This is a genomic window from Rhizobium sp. SEMIA 4085 (assembly GCF_013004495.1).
Lineage (GTDB): Bacteria > Pseudomonadota > Alphaproteobacteria > Rhizobiales > Rhizobiaceae > Rhizobium > Rhizobium gallicum.
Genome location: NZ_JABEPH010000094.1, coordinates 1 through 17530 on the forward strand (window position 1 = coordinate 1; position 17530 = coordinate 17530).

General features: G+C 59.5%; 19 protein-coding genes. 15 read left to right on the forward strand and 4 right to left on the reverse strand.

Features of this window, described 5'->3' with window-relative positions:
- A partial coding sequence (locus tag C9413_RS12110) for a MarR family transcriptional regulator (RefSeq protein ID WP_348648773.1) occupies positions 1–222 on the reverse strand: 222 nt, incomplete at its 3' end.
- Between the two features lie 103 nt (positions 223–325).
- Positions 326–1210, reverse strand: a complete 885-nt coding sequence (locus C9413_RS12115; RefSeq protein ID WP_040116010.1) for a sugar phosphate isomerase/epimerase — start codon at positions 1208–1210, stop codon at positions 326–328.
- Positions 1211–1616: 406 nt separating this feature from the next.
- On the opposite strand from C9413_RS12115, the gene C9413_RS12120 reads away from it, so the two are divergent.
- The 15 genes from C9413_RS12120 (at position 1617) to C9413_RS12190 (ending at position 16649) form a co-directional block, all read left to right on the forward strand.
- Positions 1617–2570: an AraC family transcriptional regulator gene (locus tag C9413_RS12120; RefSeq protein WP_040116009.1), complete on the forward strand. Its 954-nt coding sequence runs from the start codon at positions 1617–1619 to the stop codon at positions 2568–2570.
- 238 nt (positions 2571–2808) lie between these two features.
- Positions 2809–4242, forward strand: coding sequence for an extracellular solute-binding protein (locus C9413_RS12125; protein WP_040116008.1), 1434 nt, complete (start codon positions 2809–2811; stop codon positions 4240–4242).
- 111 nt (positions 4243–4353) lie between these two features.
- A complete protein-coding gene (locus C9413_RS12130; protein ID WP_022712687.1) occupies positions 4354–5235 on the forward strand; it encodes a sugar ABC transporter permease in 882 nt (293 codons plus the stop codon).
- Entirely contained in the window at positions 5235–6071 is an 837-nt protein-coding gene (locus C9413_RS12135; protein ID WP_040116007.1) for a carbohydrate ABC transporter permease, read from the forward strand. Before C9413_RS12130 ends, C9413_RS12135 begins: the two co-directional genes overlap by 1 nt.
- Before the next feature lie 4 nt (positions 6072–6075).
- Positions 6076–6315: a DUF2160 family membrane protein gene (locus C9413_RS12140; protein WP_022712685.1), complete on the forward strand. Its 240-nt coding sequence runs from the start codon at positions 6076–6078 to the stop codon at positions 6313–6315.
- 28 nt (positions 6316–6343) lie between these two features.
- A complete protein-coding gene (locus tag C9413_RS12145) occupies positions 6344–7387 on the forward strand; it encodes an NAD(P)-dependent alcohol dehydrogenase (RefSeq protein WP_040116006.1) in 1044 nt (347 codons plus the stop codon).
- Positions 7388–7397: 10 nt separating this feature from the next.
- Positions 7398–8459, forward strand: a complete 1062-nt coding sequence (ugpC, locus tag C9413_RS12150) for a sn-glycerol-3-phosphate ABC transporter ATP-binding protein UgpC (protein WP_040116005.1) — start codon at positions 7398–7400, stop codon at positions 8457–8459.
- Positions 8460–8483: 24 nt separating this feature from the next.
- A complete protein-coding gene (locus tag C9413_RS12155) occupies positions 8484–9254 on the forward strand; it encodes a glucose 1-dehydrogenase (RefSeq protein ID WP_040116004.1) in 771 nt (256 codons plus the stop codon).
- Between the two features lie 12 nt (positions 9255–9266).
- Complete coding sequence (locus C9413_RS12160) at positions 9267–9992, forward strand: SDR family oxidoreductase (protein ID WP_040116003.1); 726 nt, start codon at positions 9267–9269, stop codon at positions 9990–9992.
- Between the two features lie 80 nt (positions 9993–10072).
- On the forward strand, positions 10073–11056 hold the full coding sequence (locus C9413_RS12165; protein WP_170250491.1) for a hypothetical protein: 984 nt from the start codon (positions 10073–10075) through the stop codon (positions 11054–11056).
- 20 nt (positions 11057–11076) lie between these two features.
- A complete protein-coding gene (locus C9413_RS12170) occupies positions 11077–12093 on the forward strand; it encodes a carbohydrate kinase family protein (protein ID WP_040116001.1) in 1017 nt (338 codons plus the stop codon).
- A gap of 53 nt (positions 12094–12146) precedes the next feature.
- On the forward strand, positions 12147–12875 hold the full coding sequence (locus C9413_RS12175) for an SDR family oxidoreductase (RefSeq protein ID WP_170250492.1): 729 nt from the start codon (positions 12147–12149) through the stop codon (positions 12873–12875).
- Positions 12876–12926: 51 nt separating this feature from the next.
- Complete coding sequence (locus tag C9413_RS12180) at positions 12927–13157, forward strand: hypothetical protein (RefSeq protein ID WP_040116000.1); 231 nt, start codon at positions 12927–12929, stop codon at positions 13155–13157.
- A gap of 139 nt (positions 13158–13296) precedes the next feature.
- Positions 13297–14955 carry a phosphoethanolamine--lipid A transferase gene (locus C9413_RS12185; protein ID WP_170250493.1) on the forward strand — a complete coding sequence of 553 codons (1659 nt, stop codon included), beginning with the start codon at positions 13297–13299 and terminating at the stop codon, positions 14953–14955.
- A 935-nt stretch (positions 14956–15890) separates the two neighbouring features.
- Positions 15891–16649: a hypothetical protein gene (locus C9413_RS12190; protein WP_052451869.1), complete on the forward strand. Its 759-nt coding sequence runs from the start codon at positions 15891–15893 to the stop codon at positions 16647–16649.
- A gap of 99 nt (positions 16650–16748) precedes the next feature.
- Here the strand turns inward: C9413_RS12190 and C9413_RS12195 are convergent, their stop codons facing one another.
- A complete protein-coding gene (locus C9413_RS12195) occupies positions 16749–17282 on the reverse strand; it encodes a sarcosine oxidase subunit gamma (RefSeq protein ID WP_040115998.1) in 534 nt (177 codons plus the stop codon).
- Positions 17275–17530, reverse strand: a 256-nt coding sequence (locus C9413_RS12200) for a glycine cleavage T C-terminal barrel domain-containing protein (RefSeq protein WP_170250494.1), incomplete at its 5' end; no start/stop codon positions are given. The genes C9413_RS12200 and C9413_RS12195, both read right to left, overlap by 8 nt.

Below are 17530 nucleotides of genomic sequence, written 5' to 3' on the forward strand. Positions count from 1 at the left end.
CGCGTGGGTCGTCTGGGCCTGCTCGGCGGTTCCCACCTCGCGCACGAGGCCCTCGGCGGTGAGTCCGGCGATGATATGGCCGGAGGAGGAGCGATTGAGCCCTAGAATGCGCGCAAGCTCCGCCCGGCTCAAGCGGCCGTGGCGATAGAGCGCCCGCATCGCCGCGAGTTCATTGCGCTGGCGGATCCCGCTTTGAGACGCGATTGGACCCACTTCATTCACGGGCGATTCTCCTTGCCTCTCTTGTCCTGCCATTGACACATCATGACTGGGCCGCAAACGCGCGGTATCTACCGGACTTCACCTTTCCCCCCATCTTTCGCCGTCACGGCCGCGCAACGGTCGCGCGACGGCGTTTCGCCTCGTCCATCTTGAGGTCGATGAAGCGCTTTGCATGCTGCGCGAGCGGCATGTTTTCGGTCCAGGTGTCGCGCCAGATCGCGCAGGCAAGCGACAGACCTTCATCGACGACAGCGCCCGAAAAGGATTCGAAGGTGATGTCGCGCTCGTAGTCGATGTCGAGCAATGCATCGAACATGAGGTCGAAATTGATGACGCCGTCGCCGAGATAGCCGCGATTGCTTTCGCCGATATGAAAATAGCCGATCTTATCGCCCGCAAGCCGGATGGCGGCCGCCGGGTTCGCTTCTTCGATGTTCATATGGAACGTGTCGAGGTGCAGCCGCACATGCTCGGAGCCTACCTGCTCGATGAAGGCGAGGCCCTGGGCGGTGGTGTTGAGAAGGTTGGTCTCGAAACGGTTCACCACTTCGAGAACAAGGTCGATTCCTGCAGACTGGGCATGGCCAGCCGTCTTGGCGATGGCCGCGACACTGTTGTCCCATCCCTTTTTGGTCGGCATGCGGGCGTATTTCGTGTGGGCGGAATAAAGGATGCCACCGAGCTTGCTCCCGCCTATGTCGCGCACGGCGCGCACGGCGTCGGCCAGCATGCCTTCGCCCGCTCGCACCGCCTGCGGATCTTCGCTCGACACGTCGTGGCTGACCGGAAGGCCCATGGTGACAGCAATATCGAGTTTCAGCGCCGCAGCCCGCTTGGCGAGTGCATCGAGGTCGAATTTCTCCGGGCGCAGGTAGGCGAACTCGATGAGGTTGTAACCGCAGGAGGCGGATTTCTCCATTGCTTCCTCAAGCATCGTTTGGGTTTGTCCGCCTGTCCACACGAAAGAATGAATACCTAACCGGCCCATATCTTCCCCCTCGAAAAGTATGTTGCATTGCGCAACAAATAAAGCTTCAGCCGCATCTGTCAAGCGGATTTCAAGATCGAGGAGGGTCGAGCATTCGATGTCAAAGTGAGCAAATGCTTTTTTTGGGGTGCAAATGCCTCAATAGTAGTCTGCAGGGATTTGGAAACATGGGTTTATGAGATTGGTGTTGACAGCTTTCCCAAATGAACTAATTTGTTTTCTCAGGCAACATATAGGGCGCAAACCAGCGCCAACGGAAGGCCGACGTGCAGGGGGAACCAATGGCTCTCTTGCTCTTAAGCTGCGACTGGCCAAGGGAGCCGAACGACGACAAGCTCTATTGGCGTGCATGCTGACATAGGCGCCCGGGGAGCCACGACCTGCCTGTCGGGAGGAGGTTATTTCCATGAAAGCCGATTTGCGGATCGTACCCGATTTCGAGATGATCATCTGCCCGCCAGCAGAATCCTTTCGCTGGAACATGCATGATTACCCCTATTTCCGAGCGAAGTGGCACTATCATCCTGAATACGAACTGCATCTCACCCGCACGACTTCGGGCGTCATGATGGTGGGCGACTATATCGGCGAGTTCGAGCCTGGCTGCCTGGTGCTGACTGGTCCGAACGTGCCGCACAATTGGGTCAGCGATATCGAGCCCGGCAAGCTGATCCGCAACCGCGACGTGCTAATCCAGTTCACCCCCGAATGGGCCGATCGCGTCGCCTCATTTTGTCCCGAGCTCGGCACGATAAAGCCGCTTTATGAGGACGCGGTCTACGGCGTTCAATTCTTGGGCGCCACGGCACTTGAAGGCCGGCGGCTGCTTGCGCAGATGGGCTCGGCCCATGGCGCCGAGCGTGTGGTGCTCTTCCTGCAGCTGATGATCGCGCTGGCACGCACTCCCTCCGAGCGGCGCAGGCTGTCGCGGCTTGCGCCGGCCTCTTCGCAGATGGAACTGCCCCATGAGCTCGATGTCGCCATGCGCTATGTGCTGGAGCACTACAGCGACGACATTGATCTGGCCTCGGTCGCTAAGGTCTGCGGTCTCGAGCCGCAGGCCTTCTCGCGCTTTTTCAAGCGCCAGACCGGTCATACCTTCGCGCGCTACGTCATCCTTGCGCGCATCTATGCCGCCTGCTCGTTACTGACCCAGACCTATCGTCCGATCACCGAGATCTGCTTTGACGTCGGGTTCAACAACATTGCCAATTTCAACAGGCAGTTCTTCAAGATCTGCGGGCGCACGCCCTCGGATTATCGGCGCAACGCACACAAGATCGGAACGCAAGCGCGAAGCGATCCCTTCAGGGAAATTCGTGCCTTTTCGGCGGCCGTGGCAGTCGGCGAAAAAGTATAGGTCGCGGGCAAACCACGCGTGGCGGAGCAAAAGACCGCGCACTAAGCTCTTCTTACGCCACTAGGAACGAAGCCGGGAAAGCAGCTCAGAGGTAGCGTTCCGATGAGGGCGAACCGTATCTGGAAGCCGGGAGGAGCCGTGCTGCCGGAACCTGGGAGGGGCCGACACCTGTCGGTCGTGGGAACGTACTTGCCGGCCAGCGCCCGCAAGTGGTGCAAAGGCACAAGGAGGAGGAATTATGATTAGGAAAAGTGGAATTGGAATCGCTGCGCTTGCGATCGGTGTTCTTACCAGCGTAATACCCGCAAGGGCCGATTTCTGGTCGGATGCCGGCGCAAAGTACAAGGGTGTCGTCCTGCACGGCGTGACCGAAAGCACGCCGCCGTCCAACTACATCAAGGACGTGCTTGCGCCGGAATTCGAGAAAAAGACCGGCATCAAGGTCCAGATCGAGACCACCTCCTGGGACCAGATGTACGACAAGGCCATCAAGGACATGGAAGCCAAGACCGGCATCTATGATATGGTCTATATCGAGCAGGACATCATCTATGCCTATCTGGCGCGCAGCTTCCTGACCGACATTTCGAAATCGCTGAAGGACGATCCGTCGCTGAAGGCGCCGGAATTCGATGAAACCCATTTCACGACATTCGCCAACTACTTCAAGAACGCCGACGGCGATCTCTTCGGTATTCCGATGGAAGCCTTCATAAAGGTCTATCTCTATCGCACCGACCTCTTCAATGATCCCAAAATCCAGGAAGCCTTCAAGAAGGAGACAGGCAAGGATCTGGTTCCGGCCAAGACCCATGAGGAATATACGCAGATTGCTGAGTTCTTCACCAAGTACGGCAAGGACAACGGGATGGAGCTCTGGGGAACGACGGCCCAGGCGCACACCGGTCACGCGGCCTCCTGGTACGAATTCTTCGAGTCGATCGCTCCGACATTCGGCGTCTACAACTGGGGTATCGACGCCAATAACAACTATGCCGCCTCCGTCGAAAATGGCGGCCAGATGAACGGCGACAAGGCCAAGGCCGCCATCAAATACTGGCTGCATCTGCGGGACATCGCTCCACCTGAATCTGCTGCTTCAACCTGGACGGAAGTCGGGACGACATTCGCCGCCGGCCGCGTCGCACAGGGCCTGGTTTATGGCGAGAACGCCGCCTGGATCGCGTCGGATGCAGAAAAGTCCAAGGTGGTCGGCAACGTCGGCGTCGCGCTTCCGCCCACCGAACCCGACGTGCTCAAGGAGGTCGAGGGCGGCAAGGGCTATCTCGGTTACTATGACGGCGGTGCCTTCGGCTTGCCGGTGACGTCGAAGAACAAGGAAGCGACCTTGCTCTTCCTGCAGTTCATCGGCCAGGACTCGGTCCAGCCCGATTGGGCGATTGCTGCGCCCCGCATCACCAATACGGCGACTTATGACGATCCCAAGGTCCTCGACATGGATAAGAAGCTGAATGGCTACTACACCATGCTCAAGGACCAGGGAAAGCTGTTCGCCGGCGCGCCGCCTTTCCCCTTCCATGCGCAGGTGCGTGAAGCCACGGCGCCGATCTTCTACAAGATCCTCTTAGGCGAAGTAGGTCCGGATGAAGGCCTCGACCAGATGGCGGCGGCGGCCGAAGCAGAGCTGAAGAATCTCGGCTATCGCAAATAACACCGACAAAAGCCTGCGTCCGGGTGGCCTCTCCCAGGACCGCCACCCGGGCGCAGTTGCCGGTTAGTGCAGGCTGTGGATCTGCACGGATATCTTCGGGAGCACGAATTCATGCGTTCAAACACTGTCGGCTGGCTGATGCTCGCCCCGACGATCGCGATCCTCGGCATCTTCGGCATCATACCTTTCATCTACGTGCTTTACGTGGCATTCCACCAGTGGAACCCGTTCGGCGCCAGCCCCGACATGATCTACAACGGCGCCAATAATTTCCGCCGCCTTGTCTTCGACGCCGAATTCCTGACCTCCATCGCGTTCACCATGAAATTCGCATTCTTCGCGGTGCTGAGCGAGATCGCGCTGGGTTATCTCCTCGCGCAACTCTTCATGAAGGAATTTCCCGGGCGTGGCTTCTTCCGCACGATTCACACACTGCCGCTGATCGTCGCGCCCATCGTCGTCGGCTCGGTCTGGCGTCTGATGACGACGCCCAGCATCGGCATCATCCCCTATCTCCTGAGAAACTGGTTCGGATACGATCTCAACATCGGCCGCGACGCCACCACCGCTTTCACCCTGACCGTCATCATGGACATCTGGCACTGGACGCCGCTGGTGACGCTGACACTGCTTGCCGCACTGCTCGCCCTGCCGAAAGAGCCGTTCGAGCAGGCGCAGATCGATGGCGCCAACCGCCGCCAGATCTTCTGGCACGTCACACTGCCAATGATCCGACCGGCAATTCTCGCAACGGTCTTTATCCGCCTGATGGATGCGCTGCGCACCGTCGACGAAGTCTGGATGCTGACCTCGGGCGGGCCGGGGGCCGCAACCCGTTATGTCGGGCTGCACATCTGGAAGATCGTCTTCCCAAAGACCGACTACGGCTATGGCGCCGCGATCTCAGTGATCGTGCTCTACCTCACCCTGGTGATGTGCTGGCTGCTCTATGTCGCCCTCGTGGCTCGACGCGAACGCAAAAGGACATTCTGATGCAGGGCCGCAATCCCCTTCTTTACGTGGCGCTTTGGCTGTTCCTGAGCCTGCTGACGCTTTTCCCGATCTATTGGCTCTTCGTCATTTCGGTCAAGCCGGCGGTCGATCTCTTCACGACGCCGAGCCTGTTTCTGGACGCGATCTACTGGAAGAATTACGTCAACGTCTTGGGCAATGAGACGCTGCGCGGCTACATGCTCAATTCGATGATCATATCCAGCGGCAACGCCGTGCTGGTTACGGTGCTGGCCTTCATGGCTTGCTATGCGCTCTCGCGCTTCGACCTCGCAGGCAAGGAGAACATCTTCTTCTGGACGATCACCAACCGCATGGCGCCGGCGGCGGTGTTTCTTTTGCCGTTCTTCCTGCTTTTCACCCAGATCATCACGTTCGGCGACTGGAAGCTTTACGACACCAAGATCGGCATGATCCTGCTCTATTGCACGTTCAACCTGCCTTTCGCGATCTGGACGCTGAGGCCCACCATCGACGGAATTCCCAAGGAACTCGATGAGGCCGCAACCGTCGATGGTGCCTCGACCTGGCAGGTTCTCCACGAAGTCATCTTCCCGCTTGCACGGCCTGGCCTTGCCGTCACGCTGATCCTCACCTGGGTCTTCGCCTGGAACGAGTTCCTGCTCGCTGCGACCCTGACCAGCTTCAACGCGCGCACCATCACCACAGGCCTTTCGGAATATGTGACGACAACGGGGACCGAATGGGGGGCGATGGCGGCGATCGCCGTGATCACGCTCATCCCCGCCCTCGTCATATTCGCAGTGGTCCAGCGGCATATCGTGGCAGGTCTCACCTTCGGCGCAGTCAAGGAGTAGAGCGATGCAAGAGCCATTTGACCCTGGACAGATCGATGCCGAACCGGAAGTGGCGGGCCGCAAATCCGAGCGGACAGGCTTTCTGCCGATCACCACCAACTGGTTCGACCGCGTCTTCGTCGGCATCTACCTTTTCGTTGCGCTCGAACTCTTCTGGATGCGGTTCCTCGAACAATCAATTCCGCTGACGGTCTGCCACGTCCTGGCCATCGCGCTCGGGGTCCTGATCGTATGGCGCGGCTGATGCTTCTTGAGACAATAGGACAGAAACAATGAAAGCGCTGGTACTGGAAGAGAAGATGAAGCTGTCGCTGCGCGATTTTCCGATCGAGCGCGACGAGGTGCTCGGCCCACGCGACGTGCGCATCAAGCTCCACACCGTGGGCATCTGCGGCTCCGACGTGCATTACTATACACATGGCGGCACCGGCGTATTCCAGGTGAAAGCACCGATGATCCTCGGCCACGAGGCGTCCGGCACGGTGATCGAGATCGGTGCCGAGGTCACGTCGCTCAAGGTGGGCGATCGGGTCTGCATGGAGCCGGGCATTCCCGATCCCAACAGCCGCGCGACGCGCCTGGGCCTCTACAATATCGATCCGGCGGTCCGCTTCTGGGCGACGCCGCCCATCCATGGCGTACTCAGGCCGTCGGTCGTCCACCCGGCCGATTTCTCCTACAAACTGCCCGACAACGTTTCCTTCGCCGAAGCCGCCATGGTCGAACCGCTGGCAGTGGGTGTGCATGCGGCCACCAAGGCGCAGGTCAGGCCGGGCGACATAGCGTTGGTGATCGGCGCTGGTCCGATCGGCCTGGTGACAGCGCTGTCGGCTGTCGCGGCCGGCTGCGCGCGGGTGTTCGTGAGCGACATCGATGACGCCAAGCTGGAGCTTGCCGCCAAGCTCGGTCCAATCTCACCGGTCAACGTTGCGCGGCAGGAACTGGCGAGAGAAATCCTTGCCGCCACCGGTGGCTGGGGCGTGGAGATCGTTTTCGAGTGCTCGGGCCATCCCGCAGGTGCCCAGGGCGTATTCGACCCGCTTTCACCCGGCGGTCGTGTGGTCTTCATCGGTTCGCAGGTTCATCCGATCCACTACGATGTCGGCAAAGCAATGGTGCGCGAGGCGCGCGTGGAGCATGTCTTCCGCTATGCCCATGTCTTTCCGCGCTGCGTGGCCATGCTGTCATCGGGGGCGATCGACGTGAAACCGCTCATCACCCGAACATTCGATTTCGACGAAAGCGTTCGGGCTTTCGAGATCGCGGCTTCCGCTGCGAAGGGCGAAGTCAAGATGCAGATCGCACTGCCGCAATAGAGGAACTCATATGGCTCACGTCACCGTCAAGAACGTTACAAAGAATTATGGTGCGCTGCCGGTCATCCACGGCGTCGGCATAGACATTGCCGATGGCGAATTCGTCGTGCTGGTCGGGCCGTCCGGCTGCGGCAAGTCCACCCTGCTTCGGATGATCGCAGGGCTTGAGACGATCTCCGGCGGCACGATCGCCATCGGCGGCAGGGTCGTCAACGACGTCCTTCCCAAGGATCGCGACATCGCCATGGTGTTTCAGAACTACGCGCTCTATCCGCACAAGACCGTGGCAGACAATATGGGCTTTCCTCTCAAGCTCAAGGGCGCGCCAAAGAGCGAGATCGAAGCGAAGGTGCGCAGGGCGGCCGAAATCCTCGATCTCGGCAAACTGCTTGATCGCTACCCGAAGCAGCTCTCGGGCGGCCAGCGCCAGCGCGTCGCCATGGGACGCGCGATCGTCCGTGATCCGCAAGTCTTCCTGTTCGACGAGCCGCTTTCCAATCTCGACGCCAAGCTGCGCGTGACCATGCGCGTCGAGATCAAGGAACTTCACCAACGGCTGAAGACGACCACAATCTATGTGACGCATGACCAGATCGAGGCCATGACCATGGCCGACAAGATCGTCGTGATGCGCGACGGACGGGTGGAGCAGATCGGCGCGCCGCTCGATCTTTATGATCGCCCGGCCAATGTCTTCGTGGCAGGTTTCATTGGCTCGCCGTCGATGAATTTCGTTCCCGGCAGATTGTCGATGGAAAGCGGCCGGCTGGCCTTTGTCAGCGACAAGGCCACCGTGCTGCCGGTGCCAGAGGGAACGCCGAGCCACGGCGAGCCTATCATCTACGGCATCCGTCCAGAACATATCGATGTGCGGCCTGAAGGAATGCCTGCGACGATCTCGGTTCTCGAACCCACTGGCTCGGAAACTCAGATCTTTGCACATCTCGGCGGCGATGCCATCATGGCGGCCGTTCGCGATCGCATCGCCGCGCTGCCGGGTGAGGCTATCTCGCTCCGGTTCGACCCGGCCCGGGTGCATCTGTTTGACGCCAAGAGCGGCCGGCGTCTCTAATTCTGCATAGCCACGGAGCAAGACATGTTCTTCGAGAAATTCCGGATGGATGGCCAAACCGCTGTGGTGACCGGCGGCGGACGCGGTATTGGCCTTGCCTGCGCCGAAGCGCTTGCCGAGGCAGGCGCCCGAATCGTCATCATCGATCGTGACGAAGCGCTCGCCGAATCGGGCAGGCAGGCCTTGGCCGGCAAGAGTGTCGAAGCCGATGCGCTGGTCCTCGATGTCACTAATTCCGCAGCCGTCGACAAAGCCGCTGCGGACATCTTCGCAAAGTACGGTCGCATCGACGCGCTGGTCGCCAACGCAGGCATTGCCCGGACCGGTACGGCCGCAGAAGATACGCCGGACGAACTCTGGCTTAATGTCAACGATGTGAACTACAACGGCGTCTTCTGGTGCAATCGCGCCTTCGGCCGCTACATGCTGAAGGCCGGCCGTGGTGCAATCGTCAATATCGGTTCGATGTCCGGCTATATTGTCAACCGTCCACAGCTGCAGACTTATTACAACGCCTCAAAGGCCGCCGTCCACCATCTGACCGCCTCACTCGCCGTGGAATGGGCCGACCGTGGCGTTCGCGTCAACGCCGTCGCACCAACCTATATCGAAACCGAAATGACGAAGACTGTGGTCGACAAGAAGATGATGGACATCTGGATCCGTGACACGCCGATGGGCCGGATGGGCCAGCCCCATGAGATTGCCTCGGTGGTGCATTTTCTCGCCTGCGACGCATCGAGCCTGATGACTGGCGCGACCGTCAGGGCTGACGGCGGCTTCACTTGCTGGTAGGAGGTATTGGCGATGGATTTTTCTAACAGGCATGTGGTGGTGACCGGCGCCGGCAAGGGCATCGGGCGGGCGACTGCTGTCATGCTGGCGCAGCGTGGGGCCAAGGTGACCGCGCTATCGCGTTCGGCGGCCGATCTTGGGGATCTGAAGAATGAAATCGGATGTATCCCAATCGCGGTCGATCTTGCCGATCCGGACGCGACGCGCGCTGCAGCCCTTGAGGCTCTACCGGCCGATTTTCTGATCAATTGTGCGGGCACGACCGAGCTTGAGTCCTTTCTCGATCTCAAGGTCGAGAACTTCGATCTGCTCTATGCCGTCAATACGAGGGCACCGATGATCATTTCGCAGGAATACGCCCGCGACATGGTGAAGAACAGCCGGAAAGGCGCAATCGTCAACGTATCGAGCGTCGCCGCCTTTGTCGGTATTCCCGATCACGCCGCCTATTGCGCTTCCAAGTCCGCTCTCGACGGGCTGACCCGGGTAATGGCCAAGGAACTTGCGCCGAAGGGCATCCGCGTCAACGGCGTGCATCCCACCGTGACGCTCACCCCCATGGCCATCAAGGCCTGGAGCGATCCAAAAAAGGCAGCCGGCATGCTCAACCGCATTCCGGTCGGCCGTTTCGCCGAACCCGAAGACATTGCCGAGGTCATTCTTTTCCTGCTCTCTGACGAGGCAGCAATGGTCAACGGCCTATCGATGCCTGTGGATGGTGGTTACATGATCGCCTGACGGTTTTGCGAGGCAGATGCCTCAAATTGTGAACCTTCCCGCCGCCGATCTGGCGGCCCCAGATTTTCAAGGATCAACGCATGACACGCTTTGACGCAAAAATCGCCAAGATCAGGGCCGGCAACTACAAGCGAACGGATTTCATCATCGCGGACGCGAAGGATGGCGACATGGGACCGAGCATTCCATCTTGCGGCCCGAAGCTCGAGAAGGACTGCTCCTACACGCGCTTCCGGACGCGGGCGGAATTCCTCGAACAGATCAGGGCAGTGGTCACCCAGGACATCGTCGATATCATGCTGACCTCCGCCTCCAATCTCGAATTGCTGACGGAGAGCGGTGCTTACGCAGGCAGCAATGTGAAACCCGCCATTCGAGCCAATGATGCGACGGATATCTGGGTGGGGCGCGGCGCGACCTATGCCTCTCAGCCGTCACGGCCCTATCGCACTGCTTCTTTGTCGGCCAACCGGCGCCATACCGATCTCGGCCTCTATTCGATCACCTTCAACAACGATCTCGACGCGGACTACAATTCGCTGCTCGCCTTCCTGGATTTCGTAGAGGACGCGCACGACAACGGCTTCAATTATTTCCTCGAGGTCTTCAATCCGAACGTCGACACCGGTATTTCGCCCGACCTCCAGCCACATTTCGTAAATGATTGCATATGCCGGGCGCTGGCCGGGCTGACGCGTGCCCAGCGGCCGCAGTTCCTGAAGATTCCGTACAATGGTCCGAAGGCGCTGGAGGAACTCACGTCCTACGACCCGAGCCTGATCGTCGGCGTTCTAGGCGGCGGCGCGGGGACTGCGCGCGACACGTTCGAACTCATCCACCAGGCGGAGAAATACGGCGCTCGCGTGGCGCTTTTCGGTCGCAAGATCAATCTCGCCGAAGATCCGCTCGCCATGGGGAAATTCATGCGTGCCGTAGCAGATGGTGATCTCAGACCAGAGGAGGCGGTCAGGGCCTATCACGGCGCGCTGCAGGCAGGCGGTCAGGAGCCGATGCGGACACTCTCCGACGACACGGTCATCACCGAAAAGGTTTTGATGAATTGAGCCCGCCATGGGAGGAGAGCATGACCCGAACGAGCAGGCGCGGCTTCATCGCCGGCGGGACCTGGTGCCTCGACCGAAATCGCAGGATAGACGCATGGCCAAGGGAAGACAGCGTCGGTATCGCCTGGGGGCTCGAGGAACGTGGCGGCGGCCCGGCCTGCAATCTTGCCATCGACATCAAGAGGCTCGACCCGGCAATCCCGGTCGAAACCATTGGATTGGTGGGCAACGACGAGGCCGGCCGAAAGCTCATCGCCGAAGCCGAGCGAGCTGGTCTCGACCATCGGCAGATGCATGTCAGCGATCAGGCGACCACCCATACGACCGAGGCCTTCGTGTCGCAGGCAAGTGGACTGCGCACACACATTTCCGAGATCGGCGTTTCGGCGCTGCTTTCGCCGGATCATTTCGATTTTTCTGGAACCACCGCGCGCTTCTTGCATCTTGGACTTCCCGGCATCCACCCCACGATGGATGCCCCTTGGCGCGACAATGCCAATGGCTGGGTGACAGTGCTCAAAGCCGCTCGAGCAGCTCGTCTTGAGACCAATCTCGAACTTTGCACGGTCACGCCGGAACGCCTGCGCGGCCTGATCCTGCCCTGTCTACCGCATCTCGATACGCTCATTGTCAACGACAAAGAGATCGGGGCGCTTGCAGAGATGGAAACAACTCGGGACGGCAGGACTGACGTTGATGCCTGCGCGGCGGCCTCGGCCGTCATTCTCCCGCAGGGCGCGATGCGGCTTGTCGCCATCCACTTTCCGGAAGGCGCGATCACCGTCACGCGGTCGGGAGAGAAGATCTTCGTGCCCTCCGTCAAGATACCTCGCAATGCGATTGTCGGACCGAACGGTGCGGGCGATGCCTTCGCGGCGGGCTTCATGTACGGCCTGCACGAAGACTGGGCAATCAAGGACTGTCTTTGGCTCGGCCATGCGGCAGCCGCCTGTTCGCTTCGTAGCGCCGGCACGACTGACGGTGTCGTTGAATGGAAGCAATGCCTCGAAACGGCAAGCCAGTGGGGAAGCCATTGAACCGGATGGCCGCTGGATTTGCAGAACGTGATCTGACGCAGAAGGAGACGAGCATGGTCAAGCAATTGGAAGGCATGGTGGCGGCAGTTACGGGTGCGGCCTCCGGCATCGGACTGGCGAGCACGAAGGCGATGGTTGCGGAGGGCGCGCGCGTGGTGCTCGTCGATCGCGACCAGAAGGCACTGGACGCAGTGTGTGCCGATCTCGGTAATGGCGTAATCCCCCTGGTGATCGATCTTCTCGATCCCGCCAGTTGCGCAAGCCTGATGCCGTCTATCGAGAAATTGACCGGCCAGCTCGATATTTTTCACGCCAAGGCGGGCACCTACATCGGGGGTGACCGGATCGAGGCCGACACCGCCGTTATAGACCGGATGCTCAACCTCAACGTCAACGCAGTCATGAAGAACGTCCATGATGTTTTGCCGCACATGATCGCGCGCGGTTCGGGAGACATTATCGTCACAAGTTCAGTGGCAGGGCATTATCCCGTTCCATGGGAGCCCGTCTATTCGGCTTCGAAATGGGCGATGACCTGCTTCGTTCAGACCGTGCGGCGCCAGGTCAACAAGAAGGGCATCCGCGTGGGCTCGGTTTCGCCCGGACCGGTGATCAGCGCGCTCCTTGCCGATTGGCCAGAAGAAAATCTCCAAAAGGCGAAGGAATCGGGAAGCCTCATCGAACCGTCGGAGGTGGCCGATGCCATCATCTTCATGCTAACCAGGCCGCGAAATGTCACAATTCGCGATGTCGTTGTGCTGCCGACCAATTTCGATATCTGACTGCGCCGTCGATCTTGGGAAGATAGTTCGCGCGATGGTAGTAAGCGCGGGATGCTGAAGCCCGAACCGGGACCGGGGGTTGATTTCCAATCCCATCCAGGGCTTTCGAATGTTGCTGGCGATGATGCCCGCTACGGCGGATATGTCAGTGCATCGCTCAACGGATCGAAGACGTCGTTGAAGCGTCGCACGCCGGCGGGCGCGATAACGACGCGCCTGATGGAACTGCGTCATGTCAGGGCCATTGAGGAGAAGACCGGTCTCGGCAATGCCGTCGCCTGACGGCCGTTCAGGTCTCTGTCAGGTTCGTCAGCCACCTAGGCGCTACCCACTCTGGAGCGCCCATGCCTGAGATCCTTAGCCCGGAAGTTCCAATCTTTTTGCACCGCGCCGGGACATCGAGCGCGTTGGATGCATTAGGATGAACAAAGTCTTGTATCGCTATCGGCCCACGGTCAAAAGCGTGACAGTTTGCGCCGCCACGACCCTGTATCTGCTGCTTGTCACCAACTGGACATTCTGGACCAGGGCGTTCGGTTATTTGGCAAAGGATCACTTTGCGTTCATTCTTTTTGCCGTTGGCATCTCGGCAATGAGCATGGCCATAATCACGGCCTTTTCTGCGAAATACGTAACCAGGATATTCTTGATCTTCTTCATCCTCACCGCGTCTGCGGCGTCCTGGTTCACCGATCAGTTCGGTGTGGTCGTTGATCGCGAAATGATCCGGAACGCCGCCGTCTCAACGGGTGCTGAAGCGGGGCACCTCTTAACCTTGCGCTTCGCCACCCATCTCCTTATGACTGGGCTCCTTCCATCGCTGGTCGTTGTCTGGGTAAGGATCGCGCATCGGCCATTCTTGGCGAAACTGGCGCACAACAGCGCAATAATCGCCGGATGCATCGGGATCTTCGCTCTGGCGGCGGCCTGCGACTATCGAACCTTTGCCGGGGTCGGCCGGGCGCACCGGGACATCCTCGATCCACTCAATCCCTTCTTTCCGATATCGAGCGCCGTTCGATTCATAATAGACGCGCCCCGGAATGCCGAGGTTACCGCGCAGCCACTGGGAGTGGACGCACATCGCGCGGGGTTGAGGCCAAAGCCGCGAGTGACGGTCATCGTCGCGGGAGAAACCGCTCGGGCAGACGATTTTTCGCTAGGCGGATACGCCAGGGATACGAACCCGGAGCTCCGCGAGCGCGGCGTCGTCTACTTTCCGAACACGACGAGCTGCGGCACGTCCACGGCCGTGTCGATACCGTGCATGTTTTCGGTCTACCCGCGCCGCGCCTACACACATCGCAAGGGCCTTGAGACAGAGAACGTGCTCGATGTCCTGACCCATGCAAACGTATCAGTGTCGTGGTTTGACAATGATACCGGCAGTTATCACGTGACCGACCGCGTCGCTTATCAATTCCTTCCGAGTTCTGCCGACGCCAGGTTTTGCAAGGACGGCGAATGCCTGGACGCCATTCTTCTCGATCGCATGGATTCATGGCTTGGCACCGTCAAGGGCGATAGTGTTTTGATCCTGCATCAGCTGGGAAGCCACGGCCCGGCCTATTTCTCGAGATATCCAAACGATTTCAGGCACTTTTTACCAGATTGCCGGGCAAATGACTTCGGTGCGTGCTCAGCGCAGGAAATCAAGAACGCCTATGATAATACGATCCTTTATACCGATCACATCGTGTCGCAGGTCATCGATAGACTGAAGGCGCGCTCCTCCACGATTGCCGGATCAGTCATCTACCTTTCAGATCACGGCGAGTCGCTTGGTGAGCACGGCCTTTATTTGCATGGCGCGCCATATGTGTTCGCGCCGTCGCAGCAAACCCATGTCCCATTCCTCGTTTGGATCGCGGATGACCTGCAGCGCGCGGGTGGGTTTGACATGGGATGTCTGGATCGGAATGCAGCGCTCCCGAACTCCCATGACAACCTATTTCACAGTGTTCTCGGGCTGATGGACGTGTCGACAACGGTTTATGATCCCGCACTCGACATATTCGCGAAATGTCGTCGACCAGGCACCAACCTCGCTGACGCAAGGCAAGTTCCGATCGCCGGGTAAGAGGGAGATCCGGATCAGGCGCGTAGCGTAACGGTTCGGGGCACGTCATCACTTGGCAGATCCGCAATGCGACAAGGGCTCGCCTCAAGCCGTGGAGGAAGACGAGCCCTTGTCCACTTGGGTGTGCTTGGAGAGGGAGGGACCATCTCCCGTAGCACTCGGATCACGCGGTTCACGTAAGGGAGGAGAACGCGCCACGTGATCCACTGCAGCAAACATTGAGGAGGATGAAAAGTTCCATCCTTTCCAGTGGGCCGTTAAAATGGCAGCATCATCGCTCATTGGAGCGCAGGCGTTACACCCACCTTGCCGTTTGCCGTCAAGCCGTCACGAATAATTCGATTTCGTCCTGCGTCAGGAGAACGGGCATGCTTTCGGATGGAACGGCGACGACATCGTCCGGCCCGGTCTGAAAGCTCTTCGATCTGTCCGCGAGCGAACCGACGGTCAAGCAGGTGCTAATGAGCTTTGGTAGATGTCGTGTAGCGCTCCATGGATTTCGGTCCATCGAAAAGAGCGATTAAGTGGGCTGTCAGATCTTCGACGGAACTGTGACCCTGGTTGAAGCGATCAATCACCGAACTGCACAGCATGGCAGAATATCTCGGTTCTGGTGCCAAGCCAAAGTGTCTGTACCATGCTTGGACCGCGCCCGACATCAAGCGCAGGTCACTTTCCTTGAATGAAACCCCCAGCACTAAAACCGCCCCCGGTCATTTCCGCCCCAGGCAATCTAGCCGCGATTGAAATGCCGTCAACCTGGACTAAGGTCCGAACTCATGGAAGCTGTCGAGCGACGGGCTCCAGGAGGGCGTGACGTGTGGCCCCTACATGTTCATATGACAACGAGCCTTGCCGCATACGATAGAGGCCAGACCTCGACAGCTCCCGACCCAGGTGCATCCACGGATGTGCTATAATTCTGTCGTCGAACCATGGCTGATGAGGACAGCATGAGCAGAACGAGCGATCCCAGTCTCTGGAGCCGCCTTGAAACTTACAGCCTCGATCAACCCGGCGTCGGCATGCCCTTCTCGGCCAGGCTCGCGCGCCAAACTGGTTGGTCATCCGAATTTACGCAACGTGTCATTCAGGAATACAAGAAGTTTATCTATCTGATGTGCGTATCGGAGGAGACGCTGACGCCTTCGCAAGAAGTCGACGAGGTGTGGCACCTGCATCTCATCTATACGCGCGACTATTGGATCGACTTCTGCCGTGACGTGTTGGGGAGAGAGATCCATCACGACCCAAGCGAGGGAGGCGCTGTTGAAAGTGCCAGATATCGCAACTGCTACCGACGCACGAAGGTGCGATATCGGCAGGAGTTCAACATGACGCCGCCCCTCGACATCTGGCCGCACGAGCAGATCCGCTTCAAAGACGCCCGGCGATCTCGCCGCAGCAGTTGGTGGCGATCCCTTAGCGTCACCAGGAGCCAGCTCGGTTTGGTTTGCTGCCTTGCCATTTTGGTGCTGGTTGCGGGATGGAGTTTTGAAGAACGCTTTTCTTCGGTGGCGCCCGTGCTCGCCGGCATCGCCGCCTTCTTTGGTCTTACGATGTTGCTTCCCGTCCGCCGGCCTCGAAGGGACAGACAAAACGCAAGCGGGTGTGGCGGAGGCGGAAGCGGAGGATCATCTTCCGGGGACGGTGACTGCGGATGTGGTGGAGGTGGATGTGGCGGGGGTGACTGAGCCGAATGTTGATTGCCGGCCGCCATGGCGAAGCCTCAAACGGAGTTTGCATGGTGCTGGTAGGTCATGCCTTCCTCGGTATCTCTGACAAACCTGCGCTCAGCCGAACTCTGCGCTCATGCGCGCGAGGTCGTCCCACAGGCTTTCGGCAAATCCTCGCAGGACGATAATCTCGAATGTGTCGGCATCGACACAGGTGATATGGGCCGCGATATGGCCGACCAACGTCGTTGCGGATTGTCCGACGGGGAGTGAGCCGGGCGCAAGATCGACCGCCGTGCCTTTCGAAAGGACGCGCCTGGCCAACTTGCCGCTGATCCGGATGCGCACGCGTCCATGGCTCTGGTCGACGCCGGTTGCGCGCGGTCGGAGCCCGTCCAACAGATCCTTCATGTCCTGATATGCCATCGGTTCTTCGCCAACGACGAACCACTGTCCGGGCGAAACAGAACGGACGGCGAGGGCGGCCCCTTTGGCCAGGCCATCGAGGAAAGACGCTACATCGCGTTCGCCGGGCTGGGCGAGCACATGAATGATGACGCCTTCGGGAAGCGGAGAGAGGCTGACGGCAGTAGAAGAGATCACCGGCTTTGCGCCGAGCGCCGGGCGATGGGTCGGGCGGAAATCAGACATGGAGCCTCTCGTTCTGCGGATCGAAGAAAACCGGATTGCACAGGCGCGCGCGGGTGAATTCGTTGCGCAGGCCGTTCCAAACCACCACCTCTTCGCCGTGCCGCTCTGATCCGCGATTGACGAGGGCAAGGCCGATGGTCGATCCGACATGCGGTGAAAACGCGCTTGAAGTGACGTAGCCCTGGTCATTTTCGAGTGTTGCGGCGGCATCCTTGGCGGGGATGTGGGAACCCGGGCGGAAGGACGGG

Excerpts from the sequence above, each read along its gene's own strand:
- C9413_RS12190 (WP_052451869.1), top strand. The coding sequence starts at position 15,891 with ATGGCTGATGAGGACAGCATGAGCAGAACGAGCGATCCCAGTCTCTGG.
- C9413_RS12160 (WP_040116003.1), top strand. The coding sequence starts at position 9,267 with ATGGATTTTTCTAACAGGCATGTGGTGGTGACCGGCGCCGGCAAGGGC.
- C9413_RS12145 (WP_040116006.1), top strand. The coding sequence starts at position 6,344 with ATGAAAGCGCTGGTACTGGAAGAGAAGATGAAGCTGTCGCTGCGCGAT.
- C9413_RS12135 (WP_040116007.1), top strand. The coding sequence starts at position 5,235 with ATGCAGGGCCGCAATCCCCTTCTTTACGTGGCGCTTTGGCTGTTCCTG.
- C9413_RS12130 (WP_022712687.1), top strand. The coding sequence starts at position 4,354 with ATGCGTTCAAACACTGTCGGCTGGCTGATGCTCGCCCCGACGATCGCG.
- C9413_RS12125 (WP_040116008.1), top strand. The coding sequence starts at position 2,809 with ATGATTAGGAAAAGTGGAATTGGAATCGCTGCGCTTGCGATCGGTGTT.
- C9413_RS12115 (WP_040116010.1), bottom strand. The coding sequence starts at position 1,210 with ATGGGCCGGTTAGGTATTCATTCTTTCGTGTGGACAGGCGGACAAACC.
- C9413_RS12180 (WP_040116000.1), top strand. The coding sequence starts at position 12,927 with ATGCTGAAGCCCGAACCGGGACCGGGGGTTGATTTCCAATCCCATCCA.
- ugpC (WP_040116005.1), top strand. The coding sequence starts at position 7,398 with ATGGCTCACGTCACCGTCAAGAACGTTACAAAGAATTATGGTGCGCTG.
- C9413_RS12195 (WP_040115998.1), bottom strand. The coding sequence starts at position 17,282 with ATGTCTGATTTCCGCCCGACCCATCGCCCGGCGCTCGGCGCAAAGCCG.
- C9413_RS12155 (WP_040116004.1), top strand. The coding sequence starts at position 8,484 with ATGTTCTTCGAGAAATTCCGGATGGATGGCCAAACCGCTGTGGTGACC.
- C9413_RS12120 (WP_040116009.1), top strand. The coding sequence starts at position 1,617 with ATGAAAGCCGATTTGCGGATCGTACCCGATTTCGAGATGATCATCTGC.
- C9413_RS12175 (WP_170250492.1), top strand. The coding sequence starts at position 12,147 with ATGGTCAAGCAATTGGAAGGCATGGTGGCGGCAGTTACGGGTGCGGCC.
- C9413_RS12185 (WP_170250493.1), top strand. The coding sequence starts at position 13,297 with ATGAACAAAGTCTTGTATCGCTATCGGCCCACGGTCAAAAGCGTGACA.
- C9413_RS12140 (WP_022712685.1), top strand. The coding sequence starts at position 6,076 with ATGCAAGAGCCATTTGACCCTGGACAGATCGATGCCGAACCGGAAGTG.
- C9413_RS12165 (WP_170250491.1), top strand. The coding sequence starts at position 10,073 with ATGACACGCTTTGACGCAAAAATCGCCAAGATCAGGGCCGGCAACTAC.
- C9413_RS12170 (WP_040116001.1), top strand. The coding sequence starts at position 11,077 with ATGACCCGAACGAGCAGGCGCGGCTTCATCGCCGGCGGGACCTGGTGC.